Origin of the sequence: Streptomyces caniscabiei (assembly GCF_014930365.1) — a bacterium.
Taxonomy (GTDB): Bacteria; Actinomycetota; Actinomycetes; order Streptomycetales; family Streptomycetaceae; genus Streptomyces; species Streptomyces caniscabiei.
Genome location: NZ_JABXWI010000005.1, coordinates 227,508 through 251,851, shown reverse-complemented (window position 1 = coordinate 251,851; position 24,344 = coordinate 227,508). Strand labels below are relative to the sequence as shown.

The 24,344-nt window shown below is 71.3% G+C and carries 16 protein-coding genes; 11 read left to right on the top strand and 5 right to left on the bottom strand.

Going from position 1 to position 24,344, the window contains the following annotated elements:
- Positions 1-160: 160 nt before the first annotated feature.
- Positions 161-817 carry an MBL fold metallo-hydrolase gene (locus HW837_RS16195; protein ID WP_045560961.1) on the bottom strand — a complete coding sequence of 219 codons (657 nt, stop codon included), beginning with the start codon at positions 815-817 and terminating at the stop codon, positions 161-163.
- A gap of 9 nt (positions 818-826) precedes the next feature.
- Complete coding sequence (locus tag HW837_RS16190; RefSeq protein WP_045560960.1) at positions 827-1,540, bottom strand: maleylpyruvate isomerase family mycothiol-dependent enzyme; 714 nt, start codon at positions 1,538-1,540, stop codon at positions 827-829.
- A 225-nt stretch (positions 1,541-1,765) separates the two neighbouring features.
- Between HW837_RS16190 and uvrA the strand changes: the two genes are divergently transcribed.
- Positions 1,766-4,879, top strand: a complete 3,114-nt coding sequence (gene uvrA, locus HW837_RS16185) for an excinuclease ABC subunit UvrA (protein ID WP_193380821.1) — start codon at positions 1,766-1,768, stop codon at positions 4,877-4,879.
- 120 nt (positions 4,880-4,999) lie between these two features.
- Here the strand turns inward: uvrA and HW837_RS16180 are convergent, their stop codons facing one another.
- The 3 genes from HW837_RS16180 to HW837_RS16170 all read right to left on the bottom strand — a co-directional run bounded on the left by HW837_RS16180 (position 5,000) and on the right by HW837_RS16170 (position 7,718).
- Positions 5,000-5,941: a carbohydrate kinase family protein gene (locus tag HW837_RS16180; RefSeq protein ID WP_193380822.1), complete on the bottom strand. Its 942-nt coding sequence runs from the start codon at positions 5,939-5,941 to the stop codon at positions 5,000-5,002.
- 190 nt (positions 5,942-6,131) lie between these two features.
- Positions 6,132-7,115, bottom strand: coding sequence for a hypothetical protein (locus tag HW837_RS16175; protein ID WP_045560958.1), 984 nt, complete (start codon positions 7,113-7,115; stop codon positions 6,132-6,134).
- 228 nt (positions 7,116-7,343) lie between these two features.
- Complete coding sequence (locus HW837_RS16170) at positions 7,344-7,718, bottom strand: response regulator (protein WP_045560957.1); 375 nt, start codon at positions 7,716-7,718, stop codon at positions 7,344-7,346.
- 203 nt (positions 7,719-7,921) lie between these two features.
- Here HW837_RS16170 and HW837_RS16165 point away from each other — a divergent pair, with 203 nt between their 5' ends.
- From HW837_RS16165 to gap, 10 genes are all read left to right on the top strand, one after another.
- Positions 7,922-9,316 carry an ABC transporter substrate-binding protein gene (locus HW837_RS16165; RefSeq protein WP_045560956.1) on the top strand — a complete coding sequence of 465 codons (1,395 nt, stop codon included), beginning with the start codon at positions 7,922-7,924 and terminating at the stop codon, positions 9,314-9,316.
- Complete coding sequence (locus HW837_RS16160) at positions 9,313-10,716, top strand: ABC transporter substrate-binding protein (RefSeq protein ID WP_234442710.1); 1,404 nt, start codon at positions 9,313-9,315, stop codon at positions 10,714-10,716. The genes HW837_RS16165 and HW837_RS16160 overlap by 4 nt, the downstream gene beginning before the upstream one ends.
- Positions 10,717-10,725: 9 nt before the next feature.
- On the top strand, positions 10,726-13,530 hold the full coding sequence (locus HW837_RS16155; protein WP_093788380.1) for a PAS domain S-box protein: 2,805 nt from the start codon (positions 10,726-10,728) through the stop codon (positions 13,528-13,530).
- A 307-nt stretch (positions 13,531-13,837) separates the two neighbouring features.
- A complete protein-coding gene (locus HW837_RS16150) occupies positions 13,838-14,509 on the top strand; it encodes a response regulator transcription factor (protein WP_045560953.1) in 672 nt (223 codons plus the stop codon).
- Positions 14,510-14,577: 68 nt separating this feature from the next.
- Positions 14,578-16,677, top strand: a complete 2,100-nt coding sequence (gene uvrC / locus HW837_RS16145) for an excinuclease ABC subunit UvrC (RefSeq protein ID WP_045560952.1) — start codon at positions 14,578-14,580, stop codon at positions 16,675-16,677.
- Complete coding sequence (gene rapZ, locus HW837_RS16140) at positions 16,674-17,741, top strand: RNase adapter RapZ (protein WP_045560951.1); 1,068 nt, start codon at positions 16,674-16,676, stop codon at positions 17,739-17,741. The genes uvrC and rapZ overlap by 4 nt, the downstream gene beginning before the upstream one ends.
- On the top strand, positions 17,738-18,817 hold the full coding sequence (locus tag HW837_RS16135) for a gluconeogenesis factor YvcK family protein (protein WP_045560950.1): 1,080 nt from the start codon (positions 17,738-17,740) through the stop codon (positions 18,815-18,817). Before rapZ ends, HW837_RS16135 begins: the two co-directional genes overlap by 4 nt.
- Complete coding sequence (gene whiA, locus HW837_RS16130; protein WP_045560949.1) at positions 18,808-19,797, top strand: DNA-binding protein WhiA; 990 nt, start codon at positions 18,808-18,810, stop codon at positions 19,795-19,797. Before HW837_RS16135 ends, whiA begins: the two co-directional genes overlap by 10 nt.
- 180 nt (positions 19,798-19,977) lie before the next feature.
- Positions 19,978-22,932, top strand: a complete 2,955-nt coding sequence (locus tag HW837_RS16125) for a M14 family metallopeptidase (RefSeq protein WP_193380823.1) — start codon at positions 19,978-19,980, stop codon at positions 22,930-22,932.
- Between the two features lie 269 nt (positions 22,933-23,201).
- A complete protein-coding gene (gene gap / locus HW837_RS16120) occupies positions 23,202-24,212 on the top strand; it encodes a type I glyceraldehyde-3-phosphate dehydrogenase (RefSeq protein WP_193380824.1) in 1,011 nt (336 codons plus the stop codon).
- The last annotated feature ends 132 nt before the right edge of the window (positions 24,213-24,344 follow it).

The window sequence follows — 24,344 nt, the reverse complement described above, 5'->3', positions numbered from 1 at the left end:
GTCATCCCGTGCGGACCTGCTTCCAGTGGACTACGCCACGGCGTACGCCGGGAGCGCGCGCGGGACACCGGTGTGTGCGTTCGATTCACACGGGGCGCGTACCGGAGCGGTCGCGCCCCCGTCCGAGTGCCCCACCAACTGCCCTACGGCACGCGGGAGTTCACCAGCCCCGTGCGCGCCACTCCGGCAGGTGCGGGCGCTCCGCGCCGAGCGTCGTGTCGTTGCCGTGGCCCGGGTAGACCCAGGTCTCGTCGGGCAGCACATCGAAGATCTTGGTCTCGACGTCGTGGATCAGGCTGGCGAACGCCTCGGGGTCCTTGCGGGTGTTGCCGACGCCGCCCGGGAAGAGGCAGTCCCCGGTGAACACGTGCGGATGCCCGTGCGGGTCGTCGTAGACCAGGGCGATCGAACCCGGCGTGTGACCCACCAGGTGGCGCGCGGTGAGCTCCACGCGCCCCACCCGGATCGTGTCCCCGTCGCCGACGGGCACGTCGGTCGGCACCGGGATGCCCTCGACGTCGTCCCGGCCGGCGTACGTACGGGCGCCGGTGGCCGCGACGACCTCGGCGAGCGCCTGCCAGTGGTCGCCGTGCTGGTGCGTGGTGACGACGGACGCGATCCCGTCGTCACCGATCAGGGTGATCAGGGTGCGGGCGTCGTTCGCGGCGTCGATCAGCAGTTGCTCGTCGGTGGCCCGGCAGCGCAGCAGATAGGCGTTGTTGTCCATCGGGCCCACCGCGACCTTGGAGATCATCAGGTCCGGCAGCTCGTGCACATCCGCAGGACCGCCGACCTTCACCGCTCCGCTGTACGTCATGAGGGCAGCCTATAGCGGGGGCAGCGAGGGGAGCGCGCCTCCTTCGACGCGCAGGGCGGCGCCGTCGCGGCGGCCGGCGAGCCAGCCGAGCAGGTCGGCCCGGGTGCCGCTGATCACGAGGTGGTGGCCGCTCTCCAGCCGTTCCGGGGTGGTGGTGCCGACGGCTCCGGTGGGGATCATGCGCCCGTCGTCCTGTCTGATCATCAGCGCGGGGACGTCGGGGTGGTCACGGAACCGGTCCGCGAGGAAGTTGATCTCGCGCTGGGCGAACTCCCCCGGCAGATCCTCCAGCTCGTACCCGATCCCCAGATCCACCCGATGCAGCTCCACCTCGATCCACCGCCGGAAGGGCAGCCGGGCCGCGGCGTCGAGGACCCCGCCCCGCAGCTCGACCGTGCGGGACCAGTCCTGGGACGCCGACGCGGCGTCCTGGAAGCGGTTCGCGCTGTCGCGTACGTCGGCGAGCTGGGTTTTCAGCGGTCGCGGCGCGTCCCGCTCGATGTCGGCGTCCCGGGCGTCGCCGGAGACGTACATGGGACGCCCTTCGAGGACGTTCACGAGGGCGTCCGCGTTGCGGGCGAGGTGGGCGAGGACATGACCACGGGTCCAGCCGGGCAGCCGTGACGGCTGGGTCACAGCGGCGTTGTCCAGGCGGGCGGCTGCGGTGAGGAGCCGGTCCGTCGCTTCGCGTACAGAGGCCAGGTCACGCGCGTGATCCATCATGCCGTCGACCCTAGCCCCGGCCACACCTTCGGGTGAAGGTGGCGGAGCGCGGCCGTAAATCGAATGCACGTGCTATATGGTCGGTCGTGGCGTCGGGCATGCTGGAAGGCCCGGGTTTGTTGTCGGAACGGGGAAACAGGACCGGCGCTGTCAGTGGCTCCCCCTAGTCTGTGGAAGACGGGGGCTCTGGCCCCTGTCATTCACTCAAGAAAGGTGCGGACCGGCGTGGCCGACCGTCTCATCGTCCGTGGCGCGCGCGAGCACAACCTGAAGAACGTCTCGCTCGACCTGCCACGCGACTCGCTCATCGTCTTCACGGGCCTGTCGGGGTCGGGCAAGTCCTCGCTGGCCTTCGACACGATCTTCGCCGAGGGGCAGCGCCGGTACGTCGAGTCGCTCTCCTCCTACGCCCGCCAGTTCCTCGGGCAGATGGACAAGCCGGACGTCGACTTCATCGAGGGTCTGTCCCCGGCGGTCTCCATCGACCAGAAGTCGACCTCGCGCAACCCGCGCTCGACGGTCGGCACCATCACCGAGGTCTACGACTACCTGCGCCTGCTCTTCGCGCGGATCGGCAAGCCGCACTGTCCGCAGTGCAGCCGCCCGATCTCCCGCCAGTCGCCGCAGGCGATCGTCGACCGGGTGCTGGAGCTGCCGGAGGGCAGCCGCTTCCAGGTGCTGTCCCCGCTCGTGCGGGAGCGCAAGGGCGAGTTCGTCGACCTCTTCGCGGACCTCCAGACCAAGGGGTACAGCCGCGCCCGGGTGGACGGCGAGACCGTCCAGCTCTCCAGCCCGCCCACCCTGAAGAAGCAGGAGAAGCACACCATCGAGGTGGTCGTCGACCGCCTCACGGTGAAGGACACCGCCAAGCGCCGCCTCACCGACTCCGTGGAGACGGCCCTCGGTCTGTCCGGCGGCATGGTCGTGCTCGACTTCGTCGACCTCCCCGAGGACGACCCCGAGCGCGAGCGCATGTTCTCGGAGCACCTGTACTGTCCGTACGACGACCTGTCCTTCGAGGAGCTGGAGCCCCGCTCCTTCTCCTTCAACTCGCCCTTCGGCGCCTGCCCCGACTGCTCCGGCATCGGTACGCGCATGGAGGTCGACGCCGAGCTGATCGTCCCGGACGAGGACAAGTCGCTCGACGAGGGCGCCATCCACCCCTGGTCGCACGGCCACACCAAGGACTACTTCGGCCGCCTCATCGGAGCCCTCGCGGACGCCCTGGGGTTCCGGACCGACATCCCCTTCGCCGGTCTCCCACAGCGCGCGAAGAAGGCTCTGCTGTACGGCCACAAGACGCAGATCGAGGTGCGCTACCGCAACCGGTACGGCCGGGAGCGGGTGTACACGACGGCCTTCGAGGGCGCCGTCCCCTTCGTGAAGCGGCGGCACAGCGAGGCCGAGAGCGACGCCAGCCGTGAGCGCTTCGAGGGCTACATGCGCGAGGTGCCCTGCCCCACCTGTGAGGGCACCCGGCTGAAGCCGATCGTCCTCGCGGTCACGATCATGGAGAAGTCGATCGCCGAGGTCTCCGCCATGTCGATCAGCGACTGCGCGGACTTCCTGGGCGAGCTGAAGCTGAGCGCCCGCGACAAGAAGATCGCCGAGCGCGTGCTGAAGGAGGTCAACGAGCGGCTGCGGTTCCTGGTCGACGTCGGCCTGGACTACCTCTCGCTGAACCGCGCGGCCGGCACGCTCTCCGGCGGCGAGGCCCAGCGCATCCGCCTGGCCACCCAGATCGGCTCCGGCCTCGTCGGCGTGCTCTACGTCCTCGACGAGCCCTCCATCGGTCTGCACCAGCGTGACAACCACCGGCTCATCGAGACCCTGGTCCGGCTGCGCGACATGGGCAACACGCTCATCGTCGTCGAGCACGACGAGGACACCATCAAGATGGCCGACTGGATCGTCGACATCGGCCCCGGCGCCGGTGAGCACGGCGGCAAGGTCGTGCACAGCGGCTCCCTGAAGGAACTGCTCGGCAACGCCGAGTCGCAGACCGGGCAGTACCTGTCGGGTCGCAAGGCCATCCCGCTGCCCGACATCCGCCGCCCGCTCGACCCGACCCGGCAGCTCACGGTGCACGGCGCCCGCGAGAACAACCTCCAGGACATCGACGTCTCGTTCCCCCTGGGTGTCTTCACGGCGGTCACCGGCGTCTCCGGATCCGGCAAGTCGACGCTGGTCAACGACATCCTGTACACACACCTGGCCCGCGAGCTGAACGGCGCCAGGAGCGTTCCGGGACGGCACACGCGCGTGGACGGCGACGACCTCGTCGACAAGGTCGTGCACGTCGACCAGTCGCCGATCGGCCGGACGCCCCGGTCCAACCCGGCCACGTACACCGGCGTCTTCGACCACGTCCGCAAGCTGTTCGCCGAGACCACCGAGGCGAAGGTCCGCGGCTATCTGCCCGGCCGCTTCTCCTTCAACGTCAAGGGCGGCCGCTGCGAGAACTGCGCGGGCGACGGCACCATCAAGATCGAGATGAACTTCCTCCCGGACGTCTACGTCCCGTGCGAGGTCTGCCACGGCGCCCGGTACAACCGGGAGACCCTGGAGGTCCACTACAAGGGCAGGTCCATCGCCGACGTGCTGAACATGCCGATCGAGGAGGCGACCGACTTCTTCGAGGCCGTCCCCGCGATCGCCCGCCACCTCAGGACCCTCAAGGACGTCGGCCTCGGCTACGTCCGGCTCGGCCAGGCCGCGACCACCCTGTCCGGCGGTGAGGCACAGCGCGTGAAGCTCGCCAGCGAGTTGCAGAAGCGCTCCACCGGCCGCACGGTCTACGTCCTGGACGAGCCGACCACCGGTCTGCACTTCGAGGACATCAGCAAGCTCCTCAAGGTGCTCTCCGGCCTGGTCGACAAGGGCAACACGGTCATCGTCATCGAGCACAACCTCGATGTCATCAAGACCGCCGACTGGGTCGTGGACATGGGTCCCGAGGGCGGCGCCGGCGGTGGCCTCGTCATCGCGGAGGGCACGCCCGAGCAGGTCGCCGGGGTGCCGGCCAGCCACACGGGCAAGTTCCTGCGGGAGATCCTCGGCGCCGACCGGATCAGCGACGCGGCCCCGGTGAAGGCCCCGCGCAGGACCACGGCGAAGAAGACCGTCGCCGCCGGCGCGACCGCGCGGAAGACGACGACGGCCCGGACCACCACGGCGGCCAAGACATCGGCGGCGAAGACGACGGCGGCCAAGACGTCGGCGCCCAAGTCCACGGCAGGCAGGACCACCGCGGCCAAGACCACGGCCGCGAAGAAGGCCGCCGCGACCGCCAAGAAGGCCGCTCCCGCGAAGAAGACCACGCGGGCGCCCAAGGCCTGAGGCGTCCGAGCGGCGCGCGCTGTCGCACCGGGAAGAACACGGCGGCCCGTGGGAACCTCCCCACGGGCCGCCGCCCGTTCACTCGCCGGCCGCACCCGCCCGGCGTCAGCGGAACTCGCGTCAGCCCTCCCGCACCGCGGGGGAGTGGAGCCGCGGCTCGCCCACCTCCGCCGCGTACGGGGGTTCCGCGCCCGCGCGGGAGCAGGTGATCGCCGCCGCGCGGGCCGCGAAGCGCAGCAGCCGGGTCCAGTCCTCGGCGCCCAGGGCGGCGAGGGCCGCGCCGGAGAGCGCGTCCCGGACCGCCAGGCCGTGCAGGAGGGCCGCGTTGACGGTGTCACCGGCGCCGATGGTGTCGACGACGTCGACCTTCTCGCCCGGTACGGAGTGCTCCCCGCCGGCCCGGGTGTGGACGGTCAGCCCGTCGCCGCCGTGCGTGACCACGACGGCGGCCGGGCCGGAGTCCAGCCACAGACGGGGGGTGCCGCCCAGCCACCGCGCGTCCTCCTCGGAGAGCTTGAGCAACGACACCGAGGGCAACCAGCTCCGAAAACGCGCCCGGTAGGCGTCCGCGTCCGGGATCAGACCCGGCCGGACGTTGGGGTCGAGGGCGGTGAACACCCCCTGGGCGGCGGTCGTGTGCAGCAGCTTCTCGTACGCGCTCGCGCCGGGCTCCAGGACCAGCGAGCAGGTGCCGAAGGAGACGGCCCGGGTACCCTCGGGAAGCCGGCCGGGCGTCTCGAACAGGCGGTCGGCGCTGCCCTCGACGTAGAAGGAGTACCGGGCCGAGCCGTCCGTGCCGACCGAGGCCAGGGCGAGGGTCGTGGGTTCGGAGCCCCGCTGCACGGCGGCCACGTCCACACCGGCCTCGCGCAGACCGGTGAGCAGGGCCTCCCCGTGGACGTCGTACGACACCCGGGAGCAGAAGGCGGTGGGAGAGCCGAGACGGCCGAGCGCCACGGCCGTGTTGTAGGGGCCGCCGCCGCGAGCCGGCCGCAGATCCACGAGCGCGCCCGCACCCTGCGGCACGAGGTCGATCAGGGCTTCACCGGCGACGACGATCACGGGACGGATCCTTTCTGGGGGCTCTCGGCCCGGAACGTACCGCAAAGGCGTACGCCCCGCGACGGCGCCCGCCCCGGCGCCGACCCCACCGCCGGCCGTGCTCCCCGGCCCTCGGACTCCGGCGGCCAAGACCCCGGCCCGGCGGCTCAGTCCCCGGCCGGCCGCTCAGCCCCCGGCTCGGCCCGGCCGCTCACTCCCACTCCCAGCCGATGCCCACGATCCCCGTCCGCGCCCGGGGTTCGACGAGGTGCACCGTGCGGTGGAGGCCGCTCAGGGCGAGGTTCTGCCGGCCGCCGCGCGGGGCCGCGGCGGAGTGCTGGCTGAAACGGTGGCAGCGCAGGGGCAGGGCACGGTCGTCGAACCGGACCTGGAGGGCGTACTGGCCGCCGGTGGAGCGGAAGGCGCGGACGTACTCGGTGCAGACACCGCCCGTGCCGTCGTCGAAGCCGTAGCGGAAGAGGTGGGTGTCGCCGCTGCGCAGCCGCGTGTCGAAGAGGAGCTCGGCGACCAGGACACCGGTGTCCGGGTCCCAGCGCACGCGTCCGCTGCGGCAGTTCTCCAGGGCACGGACGGCCGTCCGCTCCGGCGCGCAGCCCGGATCGCCGTGGTGGACGGCCACATAGCGGTCCACCCCGTCCCTGTGGGCGCGCACGATCTGCTGGGACTCGCGGCCGAGCAGCTCGCGACGGGCCCCGATCCGGACCCGCTCGTGGTGGCCGACGGTGTGCACCCCGCCGTCGAGCGGCACGTCCAGCTCGGCGAGGAGCCGCCGGAGAACGCCGGAGGCCTCCACCACCGAGCGGTACGAGCGGCCGGCGGGGCGCTGCGGACCGGACTGCTCGTCGGCCCGCGCGAGCAGCCGGATCAGCGACTCGTCCGGCAGTTGCAGGATCTCCTCCAGGGCCCGCACCGCCCGCAGCGACTCGGGACGCTGCGGACGCCGGGCGCCCTGCTGCCAGTAACTGAGGCTGGTGACACCGACCTTGACCCCGTGGCGCGTCAGATGGTGCTGCACGCGCTGCAGCGGCAGCCCGCGGGCGGCGATCGCGGCGCGCAGGGCGACATGGAAGGGGCCGCCCCGCAGGACCGACTCCAGCTCCGCCGTGGCGACGTCCGCGACGGCTGCGACGTCCGTGACCGCCGCGACGTCCGCGTGCTCTGTGGCGTGCCGCATGCAGGGACCTTTCCGTAGACGATGACGAGTGCGCGACGCGTGCTCGGGACCGCGCGTGCCGATCGGGCGCCCGGCGGACGCTCGGGGCTCCAGGAACCCTGGGCGGCCGTCCGCCTTCACATCCGTACGGCCGCGTTCCTCGCTCCGAGTTCCTCCGCATTGAAGCGTGTCGGTCAGGTCCCGACAACACCTGCCGCGTGACATGGCCGGACACCGTCGCCGGGTTCCTCAATGCTCCGACGCCCCGCGATCGGGCCCCGACAGGGCCCGCAGCGCCTGTCCCGAGAGCTTCGACTTGTGCAGAAAACCCCGGGCGGGAGTGGTCGCCACGAGTTCCTGGACGTCGTCCGGCGCGTGCGTGGAGATCAGCACGATGACGGGGGCAGCGGTGCGCGCGAGCCTCGGCGCGAGCTCCAGTCCGCTCTCGCCGTCGAGGTCGATGTCCAGCAGGACCAGATCCGGGGCCAGTTCCCCGGCCCGTGCCAGTGCCTCGGCGCCCGTGGACGCCACACCGACGACGTGCACGCCGTCGTGCTCCAGCAGCGTACGGGCGGCCTCCAGGAACCGGGCACTGTCATCGACGATGAGACAGCGCATGGACATGGGCACAGCCTTCCAAGGGGGTCAGGTGCATACATTCCGGCTAGCCGTAAAGTGTCGTCGCCGCCGGACACCCGTCAGCGGGAATGTGCTGAAGTCCTGTGCCGGATCGAGGGGTTCACCTCACTCAGGGAATCGCACGCGACACGAGGAGTAGCATGTCGTCGCCCTGGGGGCCGTGCCGTCCGGTCGAGTGGGGGTGTGCGATGAACACGCAATGCCGGGACCTCGGAAAACGTCCTGTCCGCCGTGCCCTGATGTCGGGCGTGGCGGCTGTCGCGCTGCTCCTGGCCGGATGTGGCTCCGGCGACGGCGACGGCCGGGTGGACGAGGAGAACAAGGCGGCGGGCGACACGACCTGCGACGGCCGGATCGACGGAACCGCCCACATCACGATGTGGTTCCACGCGGGCCAGAGCGGCGAGCAGACCACGCTCCAGCGCCAGGTCAAGGAGTTCAACGGAGCCCAGGAGCAGGTACGGGTCGAGCTGGTCACCCTGCCCGAGCAGCGCCCGTACACCGAGCTGGTGCTGTCCGCGGCGGCCAGCGGCGATCTGCCGGACCTGCTCGACTTCGACGGCCCGAACCTCTACAGCTACGCCTGGTCCGGCACGCTCAGGCCGATCGACTCCTGCGTCCCCGAGAGGACCAGGAAGGACCTGCTGCCCTCCGTCCGGGAACAGGGCACCTACGACGGCCGGCTGTGGGGGGTCGGCACGTTCGACTCCGGACTCGGCCTGTACGTACGGCCGTCGGTGCTGAAGGAAGCGGGCGTGCGCATCCCGAAGGGCGTCGACGACGCCTGGACCGCCGACGAGCTGACCGGGATCCTGCGCACCCTGCGCGAGGCGGGCTACGAGGCACCGCTCGACCTGAACTTCATCGACTCCAGGACCGCCGACGAGTGGAACACCTACGCCTTCGCACCCGCCGTGTGGTCCGCCGGCGGCGACCTCATCGACCCCGTGGAGTTCCGCACGGCCGACGGGTTCCTCAACAGCCCCGAGTCCGTCGAGGCGCTCACCACCATGCAGCGCTGGGTGGAGGAGGGCTACGTCGACAGGGACCGGGAGAAGGACAAGAGCGCCTTCGTGAAGGGCCGCACGCCCATCTCCTGGATGGGGCACTGGAAGTACGGGGAGTTCAGCGAGGCGCACCCGGGCGACGTGGCGATCGTGCCGCTGCCCGACTTCGGCACGGGCACCGTCACCGGCATGGGCTCCTGGCAGTGGGGCATCCCCTCCGGGGACGCCGACGGCGACGCGGTGTGGCGCTTCCTGGAGTACCTGCTGCGACCCGGGCAGGTGGCCCGGATGAGCGAGGCCAACGGCGCGATCCCCGGCACCGAGGGAGCCGTGAAGCTCTCCCCGCTGTACGACGAGGACGGCGCGGAGCGGCTGTTCATCGAGCAGCTGCGCGGCGGTGTCGCCCGGCCCAGGCCGCAGACCCCGGCGTACCCGGCGGTCACCGTCGCCTTCTCGCACGCCGTCGCCGACATCGTCTTCTCCGGAGCACCCGTCGAGAAGACGTTGGATGACGCGGTCGAGGCCATCGACCAGGATCTCGCCGCCCACGACGGTTACCCGAAGAGCGGTCCGTGACCCGCGCCGCCCGGCCCCGGCGGAGCGCTCCCCGGACGACCGGACGCCTCCGCGTCCGGCGGACGCCCCTTCGCGCCCGGGCGGCGCTCGCGCTCTGCATGACCCTGCTGCTCGGGGGCTGCGAGGCGGGCGATGACGACGGCGAGCGCCCGCGGCGGGCCGCCGACGCGACCTGCGACGGACGGATCGACGCCCCCGCGCAGATCACGATGTGGTTCCACGAACCGTCCGCGCGCGGTGAACTGGACGCCGTACGCGCCCAGGTCGAGGCGTTCAACACCGCCCAGGACGAGGTGACGGTCCGTCTGGTCGACGTCCCGGAGGGCGACTACGAGGACCTCGTCCGCGCGGCCGCCGCCGACGGGGAACTGCCCGACCTGCTCGACTTCGACGCCCCGAAGCTGTTCAGCCACGCCTGGGCCGGCCATCTCAGGCCCATCGACTCCTGCGTCCCGGAGGCCCTGCGCGCGGACCTGCTCCCGTCCGTCCTCGAACAGGGCACCTACCGCGGCCGGCTGTGGGGCCTCGGCACGTTCGACTCCGGACTCGGCCTGTACGTACGGCCGTCGGTGCTGAAGGAAGCGGGCGTACGCGTCCCGAAGGGCGTCGACGACGCCTGGACCGCCGACGAGTTCACCGGCATCCTGAAGAAACTGCGCGCCCTGGGCTACGACAGGCCCCTCGACCTCCAGCTGCCGTGGGCCGGCACGGAATGGGGGACGTACGGCTTCGCGCCGGCCGTCTGGTCGGCGGGCGGCGACCTGATCGAACGCTCCACCTACCGGACGGCCGACGGAGTGCTCAACGGGCCGCGGACGGTCGAGGCGCTGACGACGCTGCAGGGCTGGGTGAAGGCGGGATACGTGGACGAGAACAAGGACGCCGAGGCCTTCCAGAAGGACCGCAGTCCCGTCTCCTGGACCGGCCACTGGTGGTACGGGCGCTACACCGAGGCCCACCCCGGCGACGTGGCGATCGTGCCGCTGCCCGACTTCGGCACGGGCAGCGCCACCGGGATGGGCTCCTGGCAGTGGGGCGTGCCCGCGGGCGCGGCCGACGGCGACGCGGTCTGGCGTTTCCTGTCCTTCCTGCTGCGCCCCGACGAAGTCCTGCGGATGACCGACGTCAACGGCGCCATCCCCGCCACCGGCACCGCCGTCGAACGCACCGACGCGTTCGCCGAGGGCGGGCCCGCGCGCCTCTACATAGAGCAGCTGCGGGGCGGCGCCGCCCGCCCCCGGCCGCAGACCCCCGCCTACCCGGCGATCACCGACGCCTTCGCCGAGGCGTTCGCGAAGATCATGAAGGGAGCGGCGGTACGGCCCGCCCTCGACGAGGCGGTGCGCGCCGTCGACAAGGATCTGGCGGACCACGGTCACTACCCCCCGACCGGTCCGTGAGGCCCCGCCGTGCTCCGCCCACCGCCCAGCCGACCGGCCCCCGCGCCGCGCCCCGAGACGAAGCCGGCGCCCCGCCGCGCCGCGGCCGTGGACACCGTCCCGTTCCTGTCCCGGCTGCGCGTCGGTCCCAAGCTGACGCTGCTCGTCCTGCTGCCGGTCACCGTCCTGCTGGCCGTCACGGCGTTCGCCGCCGTCGACCAGGGGCGTGAGGCCCGCACCCTGCGCGACTTCGACACCGCGATCGAGGTGTCCTTCGAGATCAGCGAGGTCTCCGACGCCGTCGCCCGGGAGCGGATCGCCGCGGTGGAAGCCCGGCTGAGTGCCGCACCGGACGCCCTGCGCGAGCGGACCGAGGCCCAGCGGGCCACCGACCACGCGCTGCGCCGGGCCTTCGAGGAGACCGTCGGCCGCACGGAGTCCGACGACGCCGGGATCCTCGACTCCGTGCGCCGCCAGCTGCACGCCCTCAGGGTCCAGACGGGCACCGGGTCCCTGGAGGCGCCGACCGTCGCCCAGCGGTACGAGGCGATCGAGAACAAGGTGCTCGACATCGTCGCCGACCTCGAATCCGGGCGGCCCACCCGGGCCGCGGGCCGGGCGGCGGACGCCCACATCGCGATGCTGCGGGCCGTCGCCGCCGCCGAGAGCGAACGCGCGGAGCTCGCCATCCTCTTCCACGCGCCCGGCGACGGACACGCCACCGCCGCGGGCCGCTGGACCGAACTGGAGAAGGCCCAGCTCAGGGCGTTCCAGCAGACCGCTTCGGACGAGCTGAAGGCCGAACTGCACGCCGCGAGGTTCCAGGCCCCCGGACGCGCGGTCCGCGCGGCCCGCGACCTGGTCGCCGACCCCGATCCCCAGCCCGCCGACTGGCCCTCGTACGCCGACTGGCTAGGCGAGTCCGAGGACTACACCGACGCCCTGCGCGGCATCCGCGACCGGGCCGCCAGGCAACTGGACGACACCGCGCACCGGGACCTGCGCACCACCAGCACCCGCACCTTCATCGAACTGACGATCTGCCTCGTCGTCCTGGCCCTCGTCACCTTCCTCGCGCTCGCCCTGTGCCGCTCGATCACCCGCCCCCTCGGCGAGGTCTCCGAGGGCGCCCGCGCCCTCTCGGACGGCGACCTCTCGTACGACATCCGCTACGCGGGGCGCGACGAACTCGGCGACGTCGCCGACACGTTCCGCGAGCTGCGGGTGACCAGCGAGCGGCTGGCGGGCGAGATCCGGGACATGAACACCGCGATCGACGCGGGCCGGCTCGGACACCGCGCCGACGTCGACTCCTTCGACGGCACCTGGGCCCAGCTGCTGGGCGGCATGAACGGCACGATGGCGTCCTTCGCCGCGGCCCACGGCCGGCGCCGGCGGGCGGAACGGGAACTGGAGGGCATCTTCAACCTCTCCCTGGACCTGCTCTGCATCAGCGGCGTCGACGGCTACTTCAAGCGCGTCAACCCGGCCTTCGAACGCACCCTGGGCTATCCGGTCCGGACCCTGACCTCCCGGCCGTTCCTCGACTTCGTCCACGAGGACGACCGGGAGAGCACCCGGGCGGCCGTCGCGCTGCTGGCGAGCGGCGCCGAGGTCGCCGAGTTCGAGAACCGGTACCTCCGGCCCGACGGCACCGAACGCTGGCTCCAGTGGAGCGCCCGGTCGGTCCACGAGGAGGGCCTCATCTACGCCGCCGCCCGCGATGTGACCGAGAGCCGCCGGGCCGCGCTCGAACAGGCCGCGCTGCGCCGGGTCGCCACCGCGGTCGCGCGCGGGGTGCCGCCGGCCGAGGTGTTCGCGACGGTGGCGGAGGAGGTCGCGTCGCTGCTGGGCACGGCCTCGGCCGTCATCCGGTACGAGCCCGACGGCGGCGTCAAGGTCCTCGGGGTCGCGCACGCGCGCGTGGACGAAGTCGAAGCCGCCTGCCTGACCCGCCGGGAGGCGGCCGCCAGGACCATCGACGAGGTGGCCCGGACCCGGTGCGTGGTCCGGTCGGAGACCGCCGTGGGCGCCCCCATCGTCGTCGACGGCCGGATCTGGGGGGTGGTCGTGGCGGCCTCGCTGACCGATCCGCTGCCCGGCGGTGCCGAGTCCCGGCTCGCCGACTTCACCGCGCTGATCGCCACCGCGATCGCCAACGCCGACAGCCGCGACCAGCTGACCGCCTCACGCGCGCGCGTGGTCGCCGCCGGGGACGCCTCGCGGCGCCGCATCGAACGCGATCTGCACGACGGCGTCCAGCAGCGCCTGGTCTCCCTCCAGCTGGAGCTGCGGATGACGGAGACCCTGGTGGACGACCCCTCCTCCGAGCTCGCCCGGCAGCTGGACCATCTGGCCAAGGGTCTCGACGACGCCTTCCAGGACCTGCTCCAGGTCGCCCGGGGCATCCACCCCTCCATCCTCTCCAAGGGCGGCCTGGGCCCCGCCCTGCGTACCCTGGCCCGCCGCTCCGCCGTCCCCGTGGAGCTCGACCTCGGGTTCGCCCGCACCCGCTTCCCGGAACAGGTCGAGGTGGCCGCGTACTACGTCACCTCCGAGAGCCTCACCAACGCCGTCAAGCACGCGCGCGCGAGCGTGGTGACGGTCGCGGCGGAGGAACGCGCGGGCGTGCTGGAGCTGCTCATCCGGGACGACGGCGTCGGGGGAGCCGAACCCGACAAGGGATCGGGACTGATCGGGCTCATCGACCGGGTGGAAGCGATCGGCGGCAGGTTGACGGTCACCAGCCCGCCCGGCGGCGGGACGACGCTGAGCGTGCGGCTGCCGCTGACCCCGCCCGAGGAGGCCGCGACGGCCGTCGCGACGCGCGTGTGACCGCCCGAAGCGTACGCGGTGAGGCCCGTTCAAAGGGGGGAGTCCGGGACTCGGTACGGGCGTACGTTCCGGGCGGTCGAATCGGACGGCGGAGACGGCCGTCCGGCTCTCGGGCATGCGGATGCCTCGCCGTCTCTCGTCAGAGTCGCCGGTGCCGTCCGCGGCTGCGCTTCTTCGAGCATCGCGGCCAAACGTTCAGGTGTCTTCACGGCCCGCCCCCAACTAGGCTTCCGGCTAGCCGTAAGACCGTGTTCAGGCAGGCTGTTGAGACAAACGGGACAGGTCGGGCAAGGGGGAGACCGAGACCATGGAGGCCGATACGCACCCGGTGCGCGGACGAGTGGTGCTCGCGGACGACGACGTGCTGCTGCGGGAGGGCCTGGCGAGCCTCTGCGAGCGCGTCGGATACGAGGTGACCGGTCAGGCCGGTGACGCCGCGGGACTCATGGAGCTGGTGGAGAACGAGCTTCCGGACATCGCCATCGTCGACATCCGGATGCCGCCGACGCAGTCCACGGAGGGGCTGAAGGCCGCGCGGGAGATCCGGGAGCGGTACCCGTCGGTCGGGATCCTCGTGCTGTCGGCGTTCGTCGAGGTCGAGGACGCGCTGGAGCTGCTGGCGGGCGGGCGCAGCATCGGATATCTGCTCAAGAGCCGGATCACCGTCGTGGACGAGTTCCTGGAGACGCTGGACCGGATCCGGCGCGGCGGGTCGGTGGTGGACCCGTCGCTGGTGCAGGAGCTGGTCGCCGCGCAGCGACGTGACGACCCGCTGTCGATGCTCAGCAACCGGGAGCGGGAGGTCCTCGGCCTGATGGCCGAGGGGCGGTCCAACGCGGGGATCGGCCGGCGGCTGTGGGTCACCGAGGGGACGGTGGAGAAGCATGTGCGGAGCATCCTGGGGAAGCTGAGACTGCCCGAGGAACCGGACGACCACCGCCGGGTACTGGCCGTGCTGACGTTCCTGGAGACGCGCTAGCACCGGGGGCGTCGGCCCTTGTCCACAGGGCCCCCGGGTTGTCACTCCCCGCCAGTAGGGTGTGGTGCATGGCCGATCCCTCCAGCTACCGCCCCAGTCCGGGACAGATCCCGGACTCCCCCGGGGTGTACAAGTTCCGTGACGAGCACCGCCGGGTGATCTACGTCGGGAAGGCGAAGAGCCTGCGCCAGCGCCTGGCCAACTACTTCCAGGACCTGGCCGGCCTCCACCCGCGCACCCGCTCGATGGTCACCACGGCCGCCTCCGTGGAGTGGACCGTGGTGTCCACGGAGGTCGAGGCGCTTCAGCTGGAGTACTCCTGGATCAAGGAGTTCGACCCCCGGTTCAACGTCAAGTACCGCGACGACAAGAGCTACCCCTACCTCGCGGTCACGATGAACGAGCAGTACCCGCGCGTGCAGGTGATGCGCGGTCACAAGAAGAAGGGCGTGCGGTACTTCGGGCCGTACGCGCACGCGTGGGCGATCCGGGACACCGTCGACCTGCTGCTGCGCGTCTTCCCGGTGCGCACCTGCTCGGCCGGGGTGTTCAAGAACGCGGCCCGCACCGGCCGCCCCTGTCTCCTCGGTTACATCGGCAAGTGCTCGGCCCCCTGCGTCGACCGGATCTCCGCCGAGGACCACCGCGAACTGGCCGAGGAGTTCAGCGACTTCATGGCCGGGCGCACGGGCACGTACATCCGTCGTCTGGAGAAGCGGATGACGGACGCGGCCGAGGAGATGGAGTACGAGCGGGCCGCCCGGCTGCGGGACGACATCGAGGCCCTGAAGAAGGCGATGGAGAAGAACGCGGTCGTGCTCGCCGACGCGACCGACGCCGACCTGATCGCCGTCGCCGAGGACGAGCTGGAGGCGGCCGTCCAGATCTTCCACGTCCGCGGCGGACGGGTGCGCGGCCAGCGCGGCTGGGTCACCGACAAGGTCGAGGCCGTCACCACCGGTGACCTCGTCGAACACGCGCTCCAGCAGCTGTACGGCGAGGAGACCGGCGACTCCGTGCCCAAGGAGGTCCTCGTCCCGGCGCTGCCCGACCCCGTGGGCCCCGTGCAGGAGTGGCTCACCGAGCGCCGGGGGGCCATGGTCTCCCTGCGCATCCCGCAGCGCGGGGACAAGAAGGCGCTCATGGAGACGGTCGCGCGCAACGCCCAGCAGTCGCTCGTGCTGCACAAGACCAGGCGCGCCTCCGACCTCACCACCCGCTCCCGCGCCCTGGAGGAGATCGCCGAGGCCCTCGACCTGGACAGCGCCCCGCTCAGGATCGAGTGCTACGACATCTCCCACCTCCAGGGCGACGACGTCGTGGCCTCCATGGTCGTCTTCGAGGACGGACTGGCCCGCAAGAGCGAGTACCGCCGCTTCCAGATCAAGGGCCGCGTCGGCGACACCCAGGTCTGGCACGGCGAGGGCCAGGACGACGTCCGCTCCATGCACGAGGTCATCGCCCGCCGCTTCCGGCGCTACCTCGCGGAGAAGGAGAAGACCGGCGAGTGGGTCGAGGAGGACGCCGCAGCATCCCAGGACGCGGCCGAGGGCCCGGCAGGCGGTCTCAAGGACGACGACGGCCGCCCCAAGCGGTTCGCCTACCCGCCCCAGCTCGTCGTCGTCGACGGCGGGCAGCCGCAGGTGGCCGCCGCCCGCCGGGCCCTCGACGAACTGGGCATCGACGACATCGCCGTCTGCGGCCTCGCCAAGCGGCTGGAGGAGGTCTGGGTGCCCGGCGAGGACGACCCGGTGGTCCTGCCCCGCACCAGCGAGGGCCTCTATCTGCTGCAGCGCGTCCGTGACGAGGCCCACCGCTTCGCCATCACCTACCAGCGGACCAAACGCGCCAAGCGATTCCGGGCGAGCCCCTTGGACGACGTGCCCGGCCTCGGGGAGGCTCGCAAGCAGGCCCTGCTGAAGCACTTCGGCTCGCTGAAGAAGCTGCGGTCCGCGACGATCGAGCAGATCTGCGAGGTGCCCGGCATAGGGCGCAAGACCGCCGAGACGATCGCCGTGGCCCTCGCCGAGGCGGCTCCGGCCGCACCCGCCGTGAACACGGCGACCGGAGAGATCATGGAGGAAGAGGAGCCCGGTACGACGGCGGACCCCTCTGGGGAGCCCGTGGCCGCGGGCCCCCCGGACCGGCGGCGAGGGCAGGAGACATGACCGAGCACGAAGAACGCCCCGGACGGGAACACACAGAACCCCCGGAGCGCTCCAAGCGTCCAGGACAACAGCACCACGAGCACACAGCGGAGCGTGGGGCCGCCCACAGCGCGGCGGGCGACGACACGCCCAGGCCCCCAGCGCCACAGGAAGACGGAGCACACGTGAGTACGGGCAACGAAACAGCCGGGGTCCCCGAGGCGGCCATCCCCGAGCTGGTCATCATCTCCGGCATGTCCGGCGCCGGACGGTCCACGGCCGCCAAGTGTCTGGAGGACCTCGGCTGGTTCGTCGTCGACAACCTGCCGCCCGCGCTGATCCCCACCATGGTGGAACTCGGCGCCCGCTCCCAGGGGAACGTCGCCCGGATCGCGGTCGTCGTCGACGTCCGCGGCCGCCGCTTCTTCGACAACCTCCGCGACTCCCTCGCCGACCTGGAGACCAAGCACGTCACCCGGCGCATCGTCTTCCTGGAGTCCTCCGACGACGCCCTGGTGCGCCGCTTCGAGTCGGTGCGCCGCCCGCACCCCCTCCAGGGCGACGGCCGCATCACCGACGGGATCGCCGCCGAGCGGGAGCTGCTGCGCGAGCTGCGCGGCGACGCCGACCTGGTCATCGACACCTCCAGCCTCAACGTGCACGAGCTGCGCGCCAAGATGGACGCCCAGTTCGCCGGCGAGGAGGAGCCCGAGCTGCGGGCGACCGTCATGTCCTTCGGCTTCAAGTACGGCCTCCCGGTCGACGCCGACCTGGTCGTCGACATGCGCTTCCTGCCCAACCCGCACTGGGTCCCGGAGCTGCGCCCGTTCACCGGCCTCAACGAGGAGGTCTCCGCGTACGTCTTCAACCAGCCCGGCGCCAAGGAGTTCCTCGACCGCTACACCGAGCTGCTCCAGATGATCGCCGCCGGCTACCGCCGCGAGGGCAAGCGGTACGTGACCATCGCGGTCGGCTGCACCGGTGGCAAGCACCGCTCGGTCGCCACCTCCGAGAAGCTCGCCGCCCGCCTCGCCTCCCAGGGCGTCGAGACCGTGGTCGTGCACCGGGACATGGGGCGCGAGTGACCGGACCCACCTCGTCCCGGCTGAGCAGGTTGAGCAGACTGCGCCGGGTCGCCCCGGAGGGCCGTGCGGACAGGCCCGTCGAGGCCCGCGGTGCCAGGCCGCGCCGCCGAGGAGCCCAGCCCAAGGTCGTCGCGCTCGGCGGCGGCATGGGGCTGTCCGCCTCGCTCGCCGCGCTGCGCCGGATCACGGGCGACCTCACCGCCGTCGTCACGGTGGCCGACGACGGCGGCTCCAGCGGACGCCTCCGTGACGAGCTGGGCGTCCTGCCGCCCGGCGATCTGCGCAAGGCGCTGGCCGCGCTCTGCGGCGACGACGACTGGGGCCAGACCTGGGCGCGCGTCATCCAGCACCGCTTCCAGTCCAAGGGCGACCTGCACGAGCACGCGGTCGGCAATCTGCTGATCGTCGCTCTGTGGGAACAGCTCGGCGACCACGTCCAGGCCCTCGACCTGGTTGGCAGGCTGCTCGGCGCCCAGGGCCGGGTGCTGCCCATGTCCGCGGTCCCGCTGGAGCTCCAGGCGCTGGTCAAGGGGCACGATCCGGCCCGCCCGGACGACGTCGACACCGTGCGGGGGCAGGCGACCGTCGCCCTCACCCCGGGCGAGGTGCAGTCCGTGCACGTCGTGCCGCACGACCCGCCCGCCGTCCCCGAGGCCGTGGCGGCGGTCCGCGACGCCGACTGGGTGGTCCTCGGCCCCGGCTCCTGGTTCTCCTCGGTGATCCCGCATCTGCTCGTGCCCGAGTTGCTCGACGCCCTCACCGAGACCAAGGCCCGACTGGTGCTGTCGCTGAACCTCGCCCCGCAGCCGGGAGAAACCGATGGCTTCTCCCCGCAGCGTCATTTGGAGGTTTTGGCACGACACGCCCCTAAACTCGCCCTGGACGTGGTGCTGGCCGACGAGGCCGCCGTGCCCGACCGCGATTTGCTGACCGACGCCGCCAAACGGTTCGGCGCCGCGGTCGAGCTGGCGCCGGTGGCTCGGACCGACGGATCTCCGCGGCATGATCCGGAGCTGTTGGCCGCCGCGTACGACCGTATTTTTCGGATGCATGGAAGGATCGGCCCATGGCGATGACGGCAGCGGTGAAGGACGAGATCTCCCGGCTACCCGTCACCCGGACCTGCTGCAGAAAGGCGGAGGTCTCGGCGATCCTGCGGTTCGCGGGCGGGCTGCACCTGGTGAGCGGCCGCATCGTGATCGAGGCGGAGCTGGACACAGCGATGGCGGCTCGCAGACTCAAGCGGGACATCGCGGAGATCTTCGGACACGGGTCCGAACTGATCGTGATGGCCCCCGGGGGTCTGCGCCGCGGTTCCCGTTACGTCGTCCGGGTGGTCGCCGGCGGTGACCAGCTGGCCCGCCAGACCGGCCTGGTGGACGGCCGGGGCCGCCCGATCCGCGGTCTGCCGCCCCAGGTGGTCTCCGGGGCCACCTGCGACGCGGAGGCGGCCTGGCGCGGCGCCTTCCTGGCCCACGGTTCGCTCACCGAACCCGGCCGTTCGTCCTCCCTGGAGGTGACCTGCCCGGGCCCCGAGGCCGCCCTCGCGCTGGTCGGCGCCGCCCGCCGGCTCTCGATCGGGGCGAAGGCGCGCGAGGTACGGGGCGTGGACCGCGTCGTCGTACGGGACGGGGACGCCATCGGCGCGCTCCTGACCCGCCTCGGCGCCCACGAGTCCGTGCTGGCGTGGGAGGAGCGGCGGATGCGCCGCGAGGTCCGGGCCACGGCGAACCGGCTCGCCAACTTCGACGACGCCAATCTGCGCCGCTCGGCCCGTGCCGCCGTCGCGGCCGGCGCCCGCGTGGGCCGCGCCCTGGAGATCCTCGCCGACGACGTCCCCGAGCACCTCGCGGCCGCCGGACGGCTGCGGATGGAGCACAAGCAGGCCTCCCTGGAGGAGCTGGGCGCGCTCGCCGACCCCCCGCTGACCAAGGACGCCGTCGCGGGCCGGATCCGGCGGCTGCTCGCCATGGCCGACAAGCGCGCGTCGGACCTCGGCATCCCGGGGACCGAGTCCAGCCTGACCGAGGAGATGGCCGAGAATCTCGTGGGGTGACCCCACCCTCGTGCAGCTCAACTCGCCGGTGCCGACGCCCATTTGGGTGCTGTCGGCACCGGCATTCGGCTTTCTGTGTGAATTCCGCGTATGGCCTGTGAGGCACCCTTGACGTGACCCATGTCTGACATGAGCCTGGCGTCTGTTCGCCGCTGGGGCGAACCACTGCAAGGGGGGCTCATGAGACGAAGAGCGAGATCGATCCTCGCCGCCGGCGCGCTCCTGCTGGGCGGTGGTGCGGGACTCGCACCGCTCGCCCAGGCTGCCGAGAACGACGGCTCGGACACGGACGAGGTCAAGGTCTTCCGCGCCGAGGTGACGAAGAAGCAGATACCGCTGCTGCTCGCGGCCGGGCAGGACGGTCATGAACTCAGCGAGCAGGCGCCGGAGAAGGGCACCGCGTCGGTCGAGGTCTACCTCACCGACAAGCAGGCGGACGCCCTGGAGGAGCAGGGCGTCGAGCTGAGGGAACACCGCCTCACCAGCAAGGCCGAGGCCCGCGTGGACGCCGCCGGCGACGGGGTCTACCGCCCCTACAGCGGCGCCGGCAACCTCAAGGAGGAGATCCTCCGGACCGGTCAGGAGCACCCCTCCCTGACCAAGGTGGTCTCCCTCGGCAAGACCCTGCGGGGCCAGGACATCCTCGCGGTCAAACTGACCAAGAACGCGAAGAAGACCAAGGACGGCGCCAAGCCGTCGGTGCTGTACCTGTCCAACCAGCACGCCCGTGAGTGGATCACGCCGGAGATGACCCGGCGCCTGATGCACCACTACCTGGACAACTACAAGACGGACAAGCGGATCAAGAAGATCGTCGACTCCACCGAGCTGTGGTTCGTGATCTCCGCCAACCCCGACGGCTACGACTTCACGCACCAGGCCGACGGCAACCGCCAGTGGCGCAAGAACCTGCGGGACGTCAACGGCGACAACGCCATCACCGTCGGCGACGGCGTCGACCTCAACCGCAACTTCGCCTACAAGTGGGGCTACGACAACGAGGGTTCCTCCCCGTTCCCCACCAGTGAGACCTACCGCGGCGACGGCCCGAACTCGGAGCCGGAGACCAAGGTCCTGGACGCCTTCGAGAAGCGCATCGGCTTCGAGTACGGCATCAACTACCACTCGGCCGCCGAGCTCATCCTCTACGGCGTCGGCTGGCAGGTGGCCAGCCCCAGCCCGGACGACGTGCTCTACAAGTCGCTGGCCGGCACCCCGGAGAACCCCGCGATCCCCGGGTACCACCCCCAGCTCTCCTCCGAGCTGTACACGACGAACGGCGAGGCGAACGGCCACGCCTCCAACGTCAACGGCGCGGCGTTCTTCACCCCCGAGATGTCGACCTGCCAGACCGCGTCGAACATCGACCCGGCCGACGCCTGGAAGCCCGAGGACTGCGCCTCGGTCTTCACGTTCCCGGACGACGAGAAGCTGATCCAGCAGGAGTTCGCGAAGAACATCCCCTTCGCGCTCTCCGTCGCCGAGTCCGCCGTCAAGCCCGACCAGCCGAAGTCCTCGGTCGGCATCGACGCCCCCGACTTCACCCCGGCCGCCTTCTCCACGTCGTACTCGCGCGGCGCCGACCAGACGATCTCCGTCGTCGCCCGCAGGTCGGTGCGCGACAAGGAGCTGAACTACCGGATCAACGGCCGCGGCCCCACGTACGACCAGACGCTCAAGGCCTGGAAGGGCGGCGAGACCTTCGGCGGCGCGGACAACCTGTACTTCGACGAGTACCGGGCCAAGGTGCAGGACGGCGAGCCGGGCGACAAGGTCGAGGTCTGGTTCACCGGTGAGACCAAGAGCGGCAAGCCGACCAGGAGCGAGCGCTTCACCTACACGATCGCCGAACGCCCCAAGGCCGACACGCTCGTCGTCGCCGAGGAGGGCGCGACCGCGACCCAGACCCAGGTCTACGTCGACGCGCTGAAGGCCAACGGCAAGAAGGCGCTCGTCTGGGACGTCGCCACCCAGGGCGCGCCCGACGCGCTCGGCGTGCTGAAGCACTTCAAGCAGGTCGTGCACTACACGGGCGCCGTCCGGCCGGGCGTCGCCACCCAGCTCGCCCTGCGCGCCTACCTCAACGAGGGCGGCAAGCTGATCGAGTCGGGCGAGAGCGCCGGCGGCTCCGTCGACCTCGGCGACGGCACCCTGTCGAACGATTTCAGCCAGTACTACCTGGGCGCCTACAGCCGTACCTCCCTGCCGAACGCCACCGCCTTCGCCGGTCTCGCCAAGCTCGACGGCTTCTCGGGAACCCTCGGCGACGCGCCCGGGAACCCACTGAACACCGCCGGATCGTTCGGCGTCACCTCCGACGCCCTGCCCGTGGAGACGTTCCCGCAGTTCGAGAGCGCAGGCGCGGGTCAGTACCCCGGGACCGTCAACCCGTACGGCCCCTACGAGGGCGCGTCCATGGCTGCCGCCACGCACACCGACTACGCGTGGAACCGTCTCACCCGCACCATCGACCTCACGTCGGTGACCGCGGCGGACCGGCCCACCCTGCGCACCCAGCTGCTGTGGAGCACCGAGGAGGGCTACGACCACGCCCTCCTGGAGGCGCACACCGTCGGCGCGGACGACTGGACGACGCTGCCGGACGCCGGCGGTGCCACCTCCTCCGCCGTGCCCACCGAGTGCGAGGCCGGGTTCTTCGTCCAGGGTCACCCGGCCCTGAAGCGGTACCTGACCGTGGGCGCCGGGGGCTGCACGCCCAGCGGCACCAGCGGCGCCTGGAACAGCTTCACCGGGGCCTCCGACGGCTGGCAGCAGGTCGAGTTCGACCTGTCCGCGTACGCCGGCAAGAAGGTCGAGGTGTCGCTCAGCTATGTCACCGACCCCGGCAGCGGCGGTCGCGGTCTCCTCGCCGACAACGCCACCGTCGTCGTCGGCGGCACGCCCGGCGCGGTGGACAGCTTCGAGACCTCGCTCGGCGCGTGGAGCACCCCCGGCCCGCCCGCGGGCAGCCCCGCGGTCGTGAAGGACTGGGGACTCTCGGGTGAACTGTTCAAGACCTTCGGCGCGATCACCACGGACGACACGGTGCTGCTGGGCTTCGGTCTGGAGCAGGTCGTCTCGGCGGCCGACCGCAAGGCACTGCTCGGCAAGGCGCTGGCGGCACTGACGAACTGAGTGCCGACTGAGCCGAACGGGTGAGGAAAGGCCTCGTGGGCGGCCCTCCGGACGTCTGAAATCAGATGATCGGGGGGCCGCTCAAAAGGTAATCACCTTGTAAAACCAGGGCGGTCCGTACCCCTACTGGCGAGTACGGACCGCACCGGCATGTATAGGGCATCTCGATGTCACTCGACGGCCCCCGGGGCTGTAGGGTCGTAGGCGGTCGGGGACATCCCATACAGCTCGCCGGCACTGAGCCGGCGTACCAACGAGGAGATCGGTTCGTGACGATCCGCGTAGGCATCAACGGCTTTGGCCGCATCGGTCGTAACTACTTCCGCGCGCTGCTGGAGCAGGGTGCTGACATCGAGATCGTGGCTGTCAACGACCTGGGTGACACCGCGACCACCGCACACCTCCTGAAGTACGACACCATCCTGGGCCGCCTCAAGGCCGAGGTGTCGCACACCGCCGACACGATCACCGTGGACGGCCACACCATCAAGGTGCTCTCCGAGCGCAACCCCGCCGACATCCCGTGGGGCGAGCTGGGCGTGGACATCGTCATCGAGTCCACCGGCATCTTCACGAAGAAGGCCGACGCCGCGAAGCACCTCGCCGGCGGCGCCAAGAAGGTCCTCATCTCGGCCCCGGCCAAGGACGAGGACATCACCATCGTGATGGGCGTCAACCAGGACAAGTACGACCCGGTGAACCACCACGTCATCTCCAACGCCTCCTGCACCACCAACTGTGTGGCGCCGATGGCCAAGGTCCTCGACGAGAACTTCGGCATCGTCAAGGGTCTGATGACGACGGTCCACGCCTACACCAACGACCAGCGCATCCTGGACTTCCCGCACTCGGACCTGCGTCGCGCCCGCGCCGCCGCCGAGAACATCATCCCGACCACCACGGGTGCCGCGAAGGCCACCGCGCTGGTCCTCCCGCAGCTCAAGGGCAAGCTGGACGGCATCGCGATGCGCGTCCCGGTCCCGACCGGGTCGGCCACCGACCTGGTCGTCACGCTGCAGCGCGAGGTCACCAAGGACGAGGTCAACGCCGCGTTCAAGAAGGCCTCCGAGGACGGCGACCTCAAGGGCTACCTGGCCTACACCGAGGACGAGATCGTCTCCTCGGACATCGTCAGCGACCCGGCCTCCTGCACCTTCGACTCCTCCCTGACCATGGTCCAGGAGGGCAACACGGTGAAGATCCTCGGCTGGTACGACAACGAGTGGGGCTACTCCAACCGCCTCGTCGACCTCACGGTCTTCGTCGGCGGCCAGCTCTGATCGACAGAGCGGGCACTTCCGTGTGAGAGCAGGGCTCGGGCGGCGCAGGGACGCGTCGCCCGAGCCCTGACTCACGTACAAAAGCGGTTCCTCCTACGATCACGAGCACCACAAGCCTCCTCGGGAGCCCTT

Coding starts and splice junctions, on each gene's coding strand:
- HW837_RS16195 (WP_045560961.1), bottom strand. CDS start 817: ATGACGTACAGCGGAGCGGTGAAGGTCGGCGGTCCTGCGGATGTGCAC.
- HW837_RS16190 (WP_045560960.1), bottom strand. CDS start 1,540: ATGATGGATCACGCGCGTGACCTGGCCTCTGTACGCGAAGCGACGGAC.
- HW837_RS16175 (WP_045560958.1), bottom strand. CDS start 7,115: ATGCGGCACGCCACAGAGCACGCGGACGTCGCGGCGGTCACGGACGTC.
- HW837_RS16170 (WP_045560957.1), bottom strand. CDS start 7,718: ATGTCCATGCGCTGTCTCATCGTCGATGACAGTGCCCGGTTCCTGGAG.
- HW837_RS16165 (WP_045560956.1), top strand. CDS start 7,922: ATGAACACGCAATGCCGGGACCTCGGAAAACGTCCTGTCCGCCGTGCC.
- HW837_RS16150 (WP_045560953.1), top strand. CDS start 13,838: ATGGAGGCCGATACGCACCCGGTGCGCGGACGAGTGGTGCTCGCGGAC.
- uvrC (WP_045560952.1), top strand. CDS start 14,578: ATGGCCGATCCCTCCAGCTACCGCCCCAGTCCGGGACAGATCCCGGAC.
- rapZ (WP_045560951.1), top strand. CDS start 16,674: ATGACCGAGCACGAAGAACGCCCCGGACGGGAACACACAGAACCCCCG.
- whiA (WP_045560949.1), top strand. CDS start 18,808: ATGGCGATGACGGCAGCGGTGAAGGACGAGATCTCCCGGCTACCCGTC.
- HW837_RS16125 (WP_193380823.1), top strand. CDS start 19,978: ATGAGACGAAGAGCGAGATCGATCCTCGCCGCCGGCGCGCTCCTGCTG.